Origin of the sequence: Pseudomonas abietaniphila (assembly GCF_039697315.1) — a bacterium.
In the GTDB taxonomy this organism is placed as follows: Bacteria; Pseudomonadota; Gammaproteobacteria; order Pseudomonadales; family Pseudomonadaceae; genus Aquipseudomonas; species Aquipseudomonas abietaniphila_B.
This window is the reverse complement of sequence record NZ_CP155619.1, coordinates 2,628,685-2,642,059: the sequence shown is the minus strand read 5'-3', so window position 1 is coordinate 2,642,059 and position 13,375 is coordinate 2,628,685. Positions and strand designations below refer to the sequence as shown.

The 13,375-nt window shown below is 60.1% G+C and carries 12 protein-coding genes; 1 reads left to right on the top strand and 11 read right to left on the bottom strand.

The features are described from left to right. Window positions 1-37 precede the first annotated feature (37 nt). On the top strand, window positions 38-199 hold the full coding sequence (locus ABDX87_RS11730) for a YqaE/Pmp3 family membrane protein (RefSeq protein ID WP_346832978.1): 162 nt from the start codon (window positions 38-40) through the stop codon (window positions 197-199). A 105-nt stretch (window positions 200-304) separates the two neighbouring features. Here the strand turns inward: ABDX87_RS11730 and ABDX87_RS11725 are convergent, their stop codons facing one another. The 11 genes from ABDX87_RS11725 to ABDX87_RS11675 all read right to left on the bottom strand — a co-directional run bounded on the left by ABDX87_RS11725 (window position 305) and on the right by ABDX87_RS11675 (window position 13,139). Next, window positions 305-2,131 (bottom strand): S9 family peptidase, encoded by a 1,827-nt coding sequence (locus tag ABDX87_RS11725; RefSeq protein ID WP_346832977.1) that lies wholly within the window; start codon window positions 2,129-2,131, stop codon window positions 305-307. After that, a complete protein-coding gene (gene pqqE / locus ABDX87_RS11720) occupies window positions 2,097-3,296 on the bottom strand; it encodes a pyrroloquinoline quinone biosynthesis protein PqqE (RefSeq protein WP_431061228.1) in 1,200 nt (399 codons plus the stop codon). Before pqqE ends, ABDX87_RS11725 begins: the two co-directional genes overlap by 35 nt. Beyond that, entirely contained in the window at window positions 3,268-3,543 is a 276-nt protein-coding gene (gene pqqD, locus ABDX87_RS11715) for a pyrroloquinoline quinone biosynthesis peptide chaperone PqqD (protein ID WP_346832976.1), read from the bottom strand. Before pqqD ends, pqqE begins: the two co-directional genes overlap by 29 nt. Next, on the bottom strand, window positions 3,540-4,295 hold the full coding sequence (gene pqqC, locus ABDX87_RS11710) for a pyrroloquinoline-quinone synthase PqqC (protein ID WP_346832975.1): 756 nt from the start codon (window positions 4,293-4,295) through the stop codon (window positions 3,540-3,542). The genes pqqD and pqqC overlap by 4 nt, the downstream gene beginning before the upstream one ends. 174 nt (window positions 4,296-4,469) lie before the next feature. After that, complete coding sequence (gene pqqB, locus ABDX87_RS11705; protein WP_346832974.1) at window positions 4,470-5,381, bottom strand: pyrroloquinoline quinone biosynthesis protein PqqB; 912 nt, start codon at window positions 5,379-5,381, stop codon at window positions 4,470-4,472. A gap of 95 nt (window positions 5,382-5,476) precedes the next feature. Continuing rightward, window positions 5,477-5,548, bottom strand: coding sequence for a pyrroloquinoline quinone precursor peptide PqqA (gene pqqA, locus ABDX87_RS11700; RefSeq protein ID WP_008365141.1), 72 nt, complete (start codon window positions 5,546-5,548; stop codon window positions 5,477-5,479). A gap of 156 nt (window positions 5,549-5,704) precedes the next feature. Further along, on the bottom strand, window positions 5,705-8,161 hold the full coding sequence (gene pqqF / locus ABDX87_RS11695; protein WP_346832973.1) for a pyrroloquinoline quinone biosynthesis protein PqqF: 2,457 nt from the start codon (window positions 8,159-8,161) through the stop codon (window positions 5,705-5,707). Between the two features lie 221 nt (window positions 8,162-8,382). Beyond that, window positions 8,383-9,183, bottom strand: a complete 801-nt coding sequence (locus ABDX87_RS11690; RefSeq protein WP_346832972.1) for a carbon-nitrogen hydrolase family protein — start codon at window positions 9,181-9,183, stop codon at window positions 8,383-8,385. A gap of 11 nt (window positions 9,184-9,194) precedes the next feature. Continuing rightward, window positions 9,195-10,889: a flavin monoamine oxidase family protein gene (locus tag ABDX87_RS11685; protein WP_346832971.1), complete on the bottom strand. Its 1,695-nt coding sequence runs from the start codon at window positions 10,887-10,889 to the stop codon at window positions 9,195-9,197. 138 nt (window positions 10,890-11,027) lie between these two features. Next, window positions 11,028-11,489 (bottom strand): Lrp/AsnC family transcriptional regulator, encoded by a 462-nt coding sequence (locus ABDX87_RS11680; protein WP_062385556.1) that lies wholly within the window; start codon window positions 11,487-11,489, stop codon window positions 11,028-11,030. A gap of 882 nt (window positions 11,490-12,371) precedes the next feature. Continuing rightward, complete coding sequence (locus ABDX87_RS11675; protein ID WP_346832970.1) at window positions 12,372-13,139, bottom strand: class II aldolase/adducin family protein; 768 nt, start codon at window positions 13,137-13,139, stop codon at window positions 12,372-12,374. Window positions 13,140-13,375: the final 236 nt, after the last annotated feature.

Below are 13,375 nucleotides of genomic sequence, written 5' to 3'. Positions count from 1 at the left end.
CCCGAATGGGCCATCTTCTCAATCAGGAGCCTCACCCATGGACATCATTCGCATCATCATCGCCATCCTGCTGCCACCCTTGGGCGTGTTCCTGCAAGTCGGCTTCGCGGGCGCCTTCTGGCTCAACATTCTGCTGACCCTGCTCGGCTACATCCCTGGCATCGTCCACGCGGTGTACATCATCGCCAGCCGTAAGTAAATCCGGCGTTCCTGCGCCTTCGGCAGAAGCGGGCGAGCGACTGGGTTTGAAGCTTTCGATTCTGGCCGCAGGCTGTGGGCGCGCTGATTGCCCGCCCGTTTCTCCTCAGTTGTCCATCACCTTGCGATAGAACGCCCATTCGGTTTCCAGCGCGTGAGCCAGGTTGCTGGCCTTGCGGAAGCCGTGGCGCTCTTCGGGGTAGAAATGGCCTTCAGCGGCGATGCCTTTTTCCAAGAGAGCGTTGAGCATGTCGCGGGTCTGGGCCGGAACGACCACGGCATCGAGTTCACCCTGAAAGAAAATCACCGGCACCTTGATCTTGTCCGCATGCAGCAACGGTGTGCGCTCGCGGTAGCGGGCCATGTCGATGTCGGGGTCGCCGATCAGCCAGTCGAGATAGTCAGCCTCGAACTTGTGTGTGGCCTCGCCCAGCGCCAAGGGATCGCTGACGCCGTACTGACTCGCGCCCGCGCGGAACACGTCCTTGAACGCCAGCGCACACAGGGCCGTGTAACCGCCTGCGCTGCCGCCGCGAATGAAGGCATTGTTCCGATCGATCAGACCTCTTTCGCCCAAGTGTTCGACGACTGCGCAAGCGTCTTCGACGTCGACCACACCCCATTCCAGAAACAACGCCTGCCGATACGCGCGGCCATAACCGGTGCTGCCGCGATAGTTGAGGTCGGCGACCGCGAAGCCTCGTTGCGTCCAGAACTGGATGCGCGGGTCGAGCACGGGATAACAGGCAGACGTCGGGCCGCCGTGCACGAACACCACCAGAGGCGGTTTCTCCTCCCCGTTCATGGCGGGGTAGAAGTAACCGTGCGCTTCTGCGTTGCCGCTTGGGTAACGCAGCGATTGCGGGCGACTGATGCGTTCGGCGGGTAACGGCGCGACACCGCCCGCCAGCACGTTAACGCGTTTGTCCGAGCGATTGATCGCCACCACGGCTGCCGGCTTGATCGCCGAGGCGGCGATGCAATAGACATATTGATCGTCCATCGCCAGGCTGCGGAAACGGGCGTATTCACCGCTGAAGTCTTCCAGCGACCCGTCCGTCAGACGCAACCCCAATACGCCTATGCCGTTTTCCGACCAGCTCGCCAGATAAGCGCCATCGTTCAGCGGCAGCCAGCTCGAACCACCCAGTTGCCAAGGCGCGGGCGCGTGGTCTGCCTTGGCGGCGGGCAATGCTTCGAAACCGTCCAGCGTTTCCACCCACGGCTGCCAGAAACCGGCGCGATCGGTCAGGCAATACAACCGACCCGCGTCGTCGAAGCGCGGTTGTTGCAGCGCTTCCAGGCCCAAACCGCCGGCGAGGCAACGGGCGTGTCCCCAGTTGCCATCGGGCTGGCGTTCGACGCTCATCAATCGCGTCGAGGTCCAGGGTTGGTGCGGGCGCCACCACTCGATCCAGACCAGGCGATTACCTGTCGGACTCAGTGTGGGCGATGCATAAAAGTCGGCGCCTTCGGCCAGTACTTCACGCCTGCCGTCCACGAGGGCGATGGAGACCAGACGATGAACATCCTGATCTTCCTCAACCGCCAGAATGTGCCCACGCGCAAACCGGACATCGCCGTAGCGTTTGTCGCCTTGAGTCAGGGCGTGTGGCGTGGGGGAGTCTAAAGCCTGGAGGTAGATCTGTTGATCGGCTTCGTTGACGAATACGACCGCGTCGTCGGTCAGGCAGAAAGAGCCTCCGCCGTATTCGTAGACGCGGCTGCGAACACTGAAGCCATCCGGTGTCAGGCATGAAAGGGCGCCGTTGCTCCAGCGCCAGATGCGTGAGGCCGCGTCCTGCGGGCGGAATTCATTCCAGAAAAGGCCGGCAGGACTGACGCTCAGTTCAGCGAAATCAATCCCTGCCGCCACAGCCTCGGCAGCAGAGAGCAGATCAGGATTTTGCGATGAGGCGTGAGTTTCGTTCATTGCGGAAAGCCAGTTGCTCGATGGTCTGGCTAGCATACTCGGCTTCGTCGCGGGCTTGGGTGATCAGGCTGTGCTGAGGCGACTTGCTGCACACCGGGTCCGCGTTGCTGGCATCGCCCGTGAGCATGAAGGCCTGACAACGGCATCCGCCGAAGTCCTTTTCCTTTTCATCACAGGAGCGGCAGGGCTCCTTCATCCATTCGTAACCGCGAAAACGGTTGAAACCGAAGGAGTCGTACCAGATGTGCTGCAGGCTGTGGTCGCGCACATTCGGGAACTGGATCGGCATCTGTCGCGCGCCGTGGCATGGCAGGGCGGTACCGTCCGGGGTGACGGTCAGGAACAGATTGCCCCAGCCGTTCATGCAGGCTTTCGGGCGTTCTTCGTAGTAGTCGGGCGTCACGAAGATCAACTTGACCGGGTGGTTGTCGGCGGCGAGTTTCACGCGGTATTCGTTGGTGATACGTTCGGCACGCACCAATTGGTCTTTGGTGGGCAGCAACCCGACGCGGTTCAGGTGCGCCCAGCCGTAGAACTGGCAGGTCGCCAACTCGACAAAGTCCGCTTCCAAGGCCACACAAAGCTCGATGATCTTGTCGATCTTGTCGATGTTGTGCCGGTGCGTGACGAAGTTGAGCACCATCGGGTAGCCGTGCTTCTTCACTGCGCGCGCCATTTCGAGCTTCTGCGCGAAGGCTTTTTTCGAGCCGGCGAGCATGTTGTTCACTTGCTCGTCGCTGGCTTGAAAGCTGATCTGGATATGGTCCAGACCGGCTTCCTTGAAATCGATGATCTTCTGTTCGGTCAAGCCGATGCCGGAGGTGATCAGGTTGGTGTAGAAGCCCAACCGTCGAGCCTCCGCGATCAGCTCGGCCAGGTCCTGACGGACCAGCGGCTCACCGCCGGAGAACCCAATCTGCGCGGCCCCCATCTGCCGGGCTTCGGCCATCACCTTGAACCACTGCTCGGTGCTCAGTTCCTGCCCCTGTTTGGCAAAATCCAGCGGGTTGGAGCAGTACGGGCATTGCAGCGGGCAGCGATAGGTCAGCTCGGCGAGCAGCCACAGTGGCAGGCCGACGGCGGGCGTCGGCGGAATGTACGGCTGCGCATGAACGGGCGCTGGCGCTGAACCAGGCTCAGACGAGTTCGATCCAGTGTTCTGCACGCGCGACCTCCATGAATTGCTCGACATCGGTGCCAAGCTCGGGAACGCCGGGGAATTTCTCATCCAGCAGCGCAATGATTGCAGCCACGCTAAGCTGGCCGTCAATCAGACCGCCGATCTCACTCGCGCTTTCGTTGAGCTTGATCATGCCTTCCGGGTACAGCAGCACATGGCCGTTCTGCGTGGGTTCGAACTGAAAGCGGTAGCCCCGACGCCAGCTCGGCACTTGTTCGCGATTGAAACTCATAAGGCAATTCCTTTGTGCCAGACGCGCTGGTCGGTCACGCTGTGATAGGGCGGGCGGTTCAGCTCGTAGGCCATGGTCATGGCGTCCAGCATGCTCCACAAAATGTCGAGTTTGAACTGCAGGATTTCCAGCATGCGCTGCTGGCCTTCCCACGTCGTGTAGTGCTGCAACGTGATCGCCAGTCCGTGCTCGACATCGCGACGTGCCTGGCCGAGCCGTGTGCGGAAGTATTCGTAGCCGGCCGGATCGATCCACGGATAGTGCTGCGGCCAACTGTCCAGGCGAGACTGGTGGATCTGCGGGGCGAACAGTTCGGTCAGCGAGCTGCTGGCCGCTTCCTGCCAGTTGGCGCGACGGGCGAAATTCACATACGCGTCAACGGCAAATCGTACGCCGGGCAGCACAAGTTCTTGCGAGCGCAGTTGATCCGGGTCCAGACCTACGGCCTGACCCAGACGCAACCAGGCTTCGATACCACCGTCTTCTCCGGGTGCGCCGTCGTGGTCGAGCAGGCGCTGAATCCACTCGCGACGGATCTCCCGATCCGGGCAGTTGGCCAGAATCGCCGCGTCTTTCAGGGGGATGTTCACCTGATAGTAGAAGCGGTTGGCGACCCAGCCCTGAATCTGCTCGCGGGTCGCGCGGCCTTCATACATCGCCACGTGAAACGGGTGGTAGATGTGGTAATACGCGCCCTTGGCACGCAAGGCTTGTTCGAATTCAGCGGGGGACAGCGGCTTTGCTTCGCTCATGTCGGCATGTTCCTTACCCATTCATCACAGATCCTGTGGGTATATTTCTGTGGGAGCGAATTCATTCGCGAAAATTGATCTAGCGACAGAAATGCGTCGCCTGGAAGACCATCGCGAATAAATTCGCTCCCGCAGTGCGAGTCCACAGTTGAGTTCAGTCTTTAACGATCGGCTTTAAAGCTTGATGCTCATGCCATCAAACGCCACTTCAACCTCCCGGCGGGCCAGTTCGGCGCGCTCGGGCGAGTCTTCGTCGAGGATCGGGTTGGTGTTGTTGATGTGGATGAGCACCTTGCGCTGCTTGGGCAATTTCTCCAGCACTTCCAGCATGCCGCCCGGGCCGTTCTGCGCCAGGTGACCCATCTCCGTGCCGGTTCGTGTGCCCACGCCTCGACGCTTCATTTCATCGTCGTCCCACATCGTGCCGTCCACCAGCAGACAGTCGGCGCCGCTCATCTTTTCCATGAGGGCATCATCGACCTTGCCCAGGCCCGGTGCGTAGAACAATTTGCCGCCGGTGCGAAGGTCTTCGACCATCAACCCGATGTTATCGCCGGGGTGCGGGTCGAAGCGGTGAGGCGAGTAGGGCGGGGCGGCGCTGCGCAGCGGAAACGGCGTGAAGCGCAGGTTCGGGCAGGCCGGAATGACGAAGCTGCCTTCCAGTTCAATGCGGTTCCAGTCAAGTCCGCCATTCCAGTGCTTGAGCATGTTGAACAACGGGAAACCGGTGGTCAGGTCTTCGTGGACCATGTCGGTGCACCAGACCTGGTGCGGACAGCCTTCGCGCAGGCTCAGCAGGCCGGTGGTGTGGTCGATCTGGCTGTCCATCAGAATGATCGCGCTGATGCCCGTGTCGCGCAGGCCGCGATTGGGTTGCATGGGGGCGAAGCCTTGCAGTTGAGCGCGAATGTCGGGGGATGCGTTACACAGGACCCAGTTCACACCTTCGTCGGACAGGGCGATAGACGACTGTGTGCGAGCATGCGCCCGCAGGCTGCCGTCGCGAAAGCCTGCGCAGTTGACGCAGTTGCAGTTCCATTGAGGGAAACCGCCGCCCGCCGCCGAGCCGAGAATCTGGATGTGCATGTGTGCTCCGTACAGAGTGGACTGCTGCGCCCGAAAAATCTGGAATCTTCTAACAAAAAAGCCCCGGCGAACCGAGGCTTCTCACCGCGCAGAAATCAACGGCTTGCGAAGTACATGGTGACTTCAAAGCCGATGCGCAGATCAGTGTAAGCAGGTTTAGTCCACATAAAAGACTCCTTCTGGGTTAATGCAACGGTGGGTGAGTACATCTTTAGTACACCTGCGAGAGGAGACGTTCAAATGCTTAGGGAGCTATGTTACTAAAAATATCGCCCTTCCAATGATGAAATATCAGATAAAGCTTTTTGCATTTCCAGCAACGATCAATTTACTGCAGGTCCCGACCCGCTTGGGCTGGCGCGATTGGACAGGCAGAAGACCGTGGTTTGAGTTAGCGCTACCCGACTGGCGGCGCGTTGCAGATCCTCTGGCTGCAAATGTGCAAACGAATGTTGCAGACGCTCAAGGTAGTGCGCTGAATGCCCGGCCAGGTGAGCCTGCCATAGCATGTCGGCAGCCTGGGAGCTGTCCAGGTTCGCGGGATCGAGCTGGTTCTGAAGCGCGGCGATCTGCGCGGGGAGGTCAGCGTTTTCGATCAGGTCAGGCAGTGTCTCCATGAAGGACTCGATGTGATCGACCAACTGTTCGGCGGTGGCGCTGGGTGACTGCACGCCAAACAACAGCCCGCTTTGCCCGGCAATCTGTCGGAAACTGTTGAATACCGCGTAGCCCAGTTGCAGTTCGACACGCAGGCGCTGATAGAACGGCGCCTGTACCAGATGTGCGAATAATCGCCACACCGCCTCGTCTTCGATGAGTGTCGACGGCGACGGGTAGAACACCAGCACCGCGTCTTCAGAGGCCTCCGACGTCTCGCGTTGCCAGCGTTTGCCCGGCGCCAGGATGGGTGGGTGACTGGGTTTTTCCACGGGTACACCGGGAAGCAGCCTCAAGGTGTGAGTGAGTTCGCGTTGGGCGACGCCATCCAGACCGGTCCCGAAACCGATCCAGCGCGCGTTGGCCCAGACGCTTCTTAAGTCGCGGGCTTCTGCGCCGTTGATGCTGTTCAAAAAGTGATCAGGAAGCGTCTTGAGCAGTTGGCGAATCGGGATCGGCACAGGATCCTGGCTTGGCTGTCCGTAACGTGAGAGCGTCTGTGCGTCGGGCTGAACGAGCAGGCGTAGCGCCTCTTCCAGCACGGCGGGAATGGGCTCGGCCAGCCCGCTCACTTTTAATTGCCAAAAGTTTCCGTAGGTGCTGAAGGACAGTGCCACGCCTGCTTGTCCGGCATCGGCGGTCAGCGATTTCAGGCTGTCGTTGAGCATGAGGGCGAGCTTTGGCTGCGGTGCTGCTAGCGTCCAGCGCAGATAAGCGGTGGCTTCGCCGTTGGCGGGCAGAACTTCGCTGAAGGTAAAAGACGGCAACGAGGAAGAGAGGATTTCTGTCTGAGGCCTTGGGCGCAGGAACGGATTGGGCTCGGGGAGGCGCCAGTCGATGCTCAGCAGTGGGCGTTCCGCGATTTCAGGACTTGGCTGCAACAGAGTCTGCGGCGTGAGGGTCTCGAGCAGCGCATCCACGGCGCGGATCGCCTGTTCGGCCAGGCCGGGCTCGATTGTCGTCTCACCGCTGTAATGTCGGGCAAGCGCCAGCGCGCCATCGACGGCGAGGCGACGCTGTTCGAGCAGGGCGTATTCGTTGAGCAATTGACGGTAATGCACTTTGAAGAAGGTCAGCCAGTTGAATAGCAGGTCTGAAATTTGCGTTCGCACATCGGACGTCTTCGCGGGAGAGCGAGCGCCTACCGTTGAAGGCGCTTCTTCTGTAGCGAGGACGTCGGTGAGCACGGCTTCAACGCTGAGCAACACCTGCCCGTCAAATTCGTACAAAATTTCCGCCTTGAGCGATTCGATCAGTCCTTGATCGCGCAACGTCGCCACCAGGCCGCCCGGCTGCGCGTTATTCATCCAGGTGCAGAGAAACGCGGCAGCCTGTTCATGGCGTTGTGGCAAATCCTCGCAGGCGAACATCAGGTGGAGCTGCCCCGGCGCGTCTTCGGTGCGTTGCCCGGCAGATTTATCCATCAGTGTCGGAGGCTTGCGCTGATCAATCCGACGGCCCTTGGCGAAATAGCCTCCGTAGGTCTCGGCCAATGCTTGCAAGACGTCCAGCGACTGCGGCCCCGCCAGGCTCAAGGTCATCTGACCTGCCTGATAGAACTGCCGGTAGAAATCCTGCAACGCCTGCTGAAACGCCGGGCGCGGGACAGGCAGACTGAAGCGGTTACCCGCATGAAACCAGCGAAGAGGGTGCAACGGCGATATCGGCTGCAGTCGTTTCAGCTGATTGCGCGACGCAGCGTCTCGCGACCAGGCGATGAACTCCGCATGCAACACCTCCCGCTCACGCAATTGATCGGCCATCGACAGGCGCGGGTGAGCCAGCATCTCGCACAACCGCTCCAGACCTTCGCCAAAGACGGCTGCAGGCAACTCGAAAAAGAAGTCAGTGGTGCGTTCCCGGGTGCTGGCGTTGAGCTGTCCGCCATGGCGCTGGACGTAGGTCATCAGATTTTCGTCGGCCGGAAAACGCTCTGTCCCTAGAAAGAACAGGTGCTCAAGAAAGTGTGCCAGCCCTGGCCACTGTTCAGGCACATCATGACTGCCTGCCGCTACCCGCAACGCCGCCGCACAGCGTTTGAGACGTGGCGCTGAACACAGCGATACGTGCAGGCCGTTGGAAAGGGTCAGTGAACGGTGGGTAGATGAATCAGAGGCAGGCATGACGTTTCCGCAGCGCTCGGGAAAGTGAGTGCTCATGCTAGCGGATTACGGCATAAAGGGTGTGGGGCACGCCTGATTCGGATCTACGCCAGCACCTGTGGGAGTGAATTCATTCGCGAAAGATCTGACAGCCAACACAAATGTTTCGCCTGCATTGACCAATCGCGAATGAATTCGCTCCCACAGAAGGACCAGCGTTTTCCCACAGACCGGTGTCGTGTTCAGTCCTTGACCAGCCCTGCGTAAAACCCTGGGCGTCGGTCTTTGAAGTAGGTATTGATGGCTTGCGATTCGCTCATCAATTGCCGGTCCAGTTCCGCCACCACCAGCGTTTCATCCTGACCCGCCAAGCCGACCTGTTTGCCGTCCGGCGCACAGACACTGCTCAGGCCGCAGTAATGAATGTCGCCCTCGCTGCCGCAGTAGTTGGCGTACACCAGATAGCACTGGTTTTCGAAGGCGCGCGCTCTAACGGTGACTTCAGCAACGAAGTCATAGGGCGCCATGTTGGCGGTCGGGACCAGAATCAGGTCAACGCCTTCCAGCGCCAGACGCCGGGTGTTTTCGGGAAACTCCACGTCGTAGCAGATCAGGAATCCAAGCGTCCAGCCGTTGAATTCCACGATGGGGAAATGCTCTTCGCCTGCACTGAACATCGATTTGTCCAGATCGCCGTACAGATGGGTCTTACGGTAATTGCAGAGACGCGAACCGTGGGCGTCGATCAGTTGCACCGCGTTGTAGATCTGCCCGTCAGCGCCCAGCTCGGGGTAGCCGTATAGAATCGCCACGCCGGTTGCCTGAGCGATGGTCGATATGGCCTGAGCTGCGGGGCCATCACTGCGTTGCGCCAGCGAACGAGCCGCCTGTGCGCCGATGTTGTAGCCACTGAGGAACATTTCCGGGCACACCATCAGCGTCGCGCCCTGCGCCGCCGCCTGGATCGCCTGTGTGTTGAGACGCTGCAGATTGCCGCTGACATCCAGCGGCAACGGTGGGCATTGATAGAGCGCAACGCGCATGAGGTGCCTCCTTATTCCGGCAGAACGATCGGGCCGATTTCGTGAAACACATCGCCCGGGCCCGGGTTCTCGGCGTGGGTCTTGCCGCCGAAGTGGGTCATGATGCCCCACACCGCGTTGAGCGAGGTCTGCACGGCGCCTTCAACCCAGGCCGGCGTCCACGAGACGTCGTCGCCCGCGATGAAAATGCCGCGCTGGTCGTCAGGCATGTCCTTCTGCATGAAGTGAGCGTACATGCGCTGGTTGTAGCGATAGTGGCCCGGCAACGCGCCCTTGAAGGCACCGAGGAAATGCGGGTCGGCTTCCCACGACACGGTGATCGGGTCGCCGATGATGCGCGCGGCGATATCGACCTTCGGGTAGATCTTTTTCAGCGCGCCGAGCGCCAGGCTGACGCGCTTTTCCACCGGATGCGGAAGCATTTTCAGCGCGTCGCTCATCCACGAGTACGACAGGCAGATCACGCCCGGCTTATCGACGCCGTTGGCGTAAGTGCCGTTATCGAACAGATAAGTGCCGCGCGTGAGGCGATCGGTCAGCGTCATGCTCATCAGATCACGGCCGGTTTCCGGGTCTTTGTCCTTCCAGAAGGGGCGGTCGACCATGACAAAGGTTTTCGACGACTGCATGTAGCGCGTGCGGTCCAGTGCCATCCACATCTTCTGTGAGAACAACGACTCTTCGCATTCGATCTGCGTGGTCAACAACCAGCTCTGGCAGGTGGCCAGAACAGCGTCGTAGTGACGGGTATCGCCCCAGTTGTCGGTGACGGCGAATTTGCCGTCGGCCGCGCGTGCGATGCGCTTCACGCCGGTACGCGGTGCGCCGTGGTGCAGCGTCGAGAGGCTGGTGCCTTCCGGCCAGTGCGCGCAGCGTTCCGGCGCATGACGCCAGATGCCGAGCGGTACTTGCTCCACGCCGCCGACGATCAGGTGCTGGTGATCGTCGCAGTTGGTCATGACCACGCGGAAGATTTCCAGCATCGAGTTCGGGAAATCCGAGTCCCAGCCACCGGTGCCGAAACCGACCTGACCGAACACTTCACGGTGATAGAACGACAGTTTAGCGAAGGCTTTGGAAGTCGCGACGAAGTCGTAGAAGGTGCGGTCATCCCATAGCGGCACCAGCTTGTCCCAAAGTTCCTTGAGGCGAGGGACATCGCGGTCACGGATGGCCTGCTGAATGTCCGCGAACTGCGCGCCGTCTTCGAGGGCATCGGCCCATGCGTCGGCCACTTCCTGAAACAGTGCAGGCAGGTCCGACAGCTTCTGTGCGTAATGCGTCGTGCCTTCCAGGTCGATCACGGTGCTGCCGGACGCCGCGGTCAGCGGGTTGGGAAACGGTTTGGACTCAAGGCCCAGTTTGTCGACGTAGTGATAGAAGGCGGTGGAGGACACCGGAAAACGCATACCGCCCAGCTCGGCGATGATCCCCTCGGCGCCTTCAAACTTCTGGGAGCGCAAGCGCCCGCCCATTTTCGACGCTTCGTATACGACGGGTTTGAGACCGAGCTTCATCAGCTCATACGCCGCAACCAGGCCCGCGATGCCGGCGCCCACGATGGCGACTTCTTTGCCAAGGTTCTCTGTCGGGATGCTGCCCAGGCCGGCCGGGTGCTCGATCCAGTCATCAAAGGCGAACGGAAAGTCCGGGCCGAAAATCGTGATCGGTTTCTTTCCGTCGGCGGGGTGGCGATTGTTCTTCATGACTGACCTTGTTCGACTGGGCGCGAAAGGGAACAAGTCTAGATAACAGTTGAGACGTTAATAAGACGCAGAGTGTCGTCGTTATGTAGAGATTTTAGGCAAAGTGACGAAGGTCGGCGTCACTTTGATTGAATGGCCCTAAACCGGCTGCCCGCGATCGATCTTGCTGCTGAGGATGATCGACGTGGTGGTCTTTTCCACGCCATCGACGCTGCCGATCAGATCCAGCAGTTGATCCAGTTGTTCAGGCGAGTCGGTGCGCAGCCAGGCCACGTAATCGAACTCACCACTGACGGCGCACAACTGCTGCACCTGAGCCAGCGCGCTCAACCGTCGCAGCACTTCCTTGCCGGAACGAGGTTGTACGGTGATCCCGACATACGCCTGCAAGCCTCCATCGACCACGCGCTGGCTCAACCTCACGCCGTAGCCGGTGATGATTTTCGCCTTTTCCAGACGTGCCAGACGCGACGTCACGGTGGTGCGAGCGATGCCCAGTTGGCGAGCCAGATTGGCGACGGGCTCGCGCGCATTGATCTGCAAGGCTGCGATCAGTTGGCGGTCGATGTCATCCAGAGCGGGAGGGCGAGTGTCAGGCAAGAGGTGAGTCTCCTTCGGCAAGCCCGCAATGTTACCCGTTGTCGAACGCCCGGTCAGGCATTAGTCCTGTAGGTGCAGGCTTGCAGGCTCATAAGACCCCCAGCATCAATAGAGACCGACCCACCGCCTTCGCTGCCGTCGTAACCTCCGACGTCTCCCACAGGGAACGGGTAGATCACAGAACCTGTTGCTGCCTCAAGACCTCTGAACCGGATAGACCACAGAATCTGTTGCTGCCTCAAGACCTCTGAACTGGGCAGACCTCAGAACCTGTGGCTGCCGCAAGATCTGTGGGAGCTGCTGGAGGTTACGACAGTGGCGAATGCGGTGGGACAGTGACGTCACCGCTGAATGACCCACCGCCTTCGCTGCCGTCGTAACCTCCGACGTCTCCCACGGGGAGCGGGTAGACCACAGAATCTGTTGCTGCCTCAAGACCTCTGAACCGGGCAGACCCAGAACCTGTGGCTGCCGCAAGACCTCTGAACTGGGCAGACCCAGAACCTGTGGCTGCCGCAAGATCTGTGGGAGCTGCTGGAGGTTACGACAGTGGCGAATGCGGTGGGACAGTGACATCGTCGCTGAATGACCCACCGCCTTCGCTGCCGTCGTAACCTCCGACGTCTCCCACAGGGAGCGGGTAGACCACAGAATCTGTTGCTGCCTCAAGACCTCTGAACCGGGCGGCCCCAGAACCTGTGGCTGCCCCAAGACCTGTGGGAGCTGCTGGAGGTTACGACAGTGGCGAATGCGGTGGGACAGTGACATCACCGCTGAATGACACACCGCCTTCGCTGCCGTCGTAACCCCGACGTCTCCCACAGGGAGCGGGGGCGTAGCGTGAATGGACGCTGGCCCGGCGCTTTCGCTAGAGACTCGCGATCAATGTTTGTAATCCGGTGCCACGCGGTCGAGCAGGCGCAGTAAGGCCGCCCAGGCAAAATCCACGGCGTCCAAATCGCTCAACTCACCTTCTGCGACGCCTTGGCCCGGCGCATTGAACTGCCTTTCCGTGCGTCGGCATACCTCGTCAGGCGGCAAAAGCAGCTTGCCACTGGCCTGGGCAGCGACCTGAATTTCACAGGCTTTTTCCAGGTAGTACATGCGCAGAAACGCCTGCTTCACGCTGTCGCCCACGGTCAGCAAACCGTGGTTGCGCAAGATCATCACCGAGTGATCACCCAGATCGGCCACGAGGCGCTGTTGCTCGCTGAAATCCAGGGCGATGCCTTCGTAGTCGTGGTAGCCGACGCGGCCATAGAACTCCATCGAGATCTGATTCACCGGCAGTAACCCGCATTCTTGCGCGGCCACCGCGCACCCCGCCTTGGTGTGCGTGTGCAGAACACATTGAGCATCTTCCCGCGCACTGTGGATGGCGCTGTGAATCACAAAGCCTGCGGGGTTCACCGGATAAGGCGAGTCTTCGACCTTGTTGCCGTGGAGGTCGATCTTGACCAGGTTCGAGGCCGTGATCTCCTCGAACATCAGCCCGTAAGGGTTGATCAGAAAGTGATGCTCCGGCCCAGGAATGCGCAGGGAAAGGTGGGTGAAGATCAGGTCGGTCATCCTGTAATGAGCGATCAGGCGATAACAGGCCGCCAGCTCTTGCCTGAGTTGCCATTCCTGCGGGCTGTACGCGTGGGACATGTCGGGCTCCAGTGATTTGATTTTGCGCTGGGTGCAGCCTGCCAGCCCGTTTGGTCGACGTCGAGTGCCAGCCCGCGGATACGTGCAGCCGATTACCTCGCTCTGCTCAAAATGATCAATTTCTTGATCGGTTTGCGCGTTTAGTGCAAAAGGAATAAGCTGATTTGCGCGAACTGATCATAAAGATGATCGTTTTGCTCAAACTCAAGCATTTAGCCTGATGCACCACACTGCTG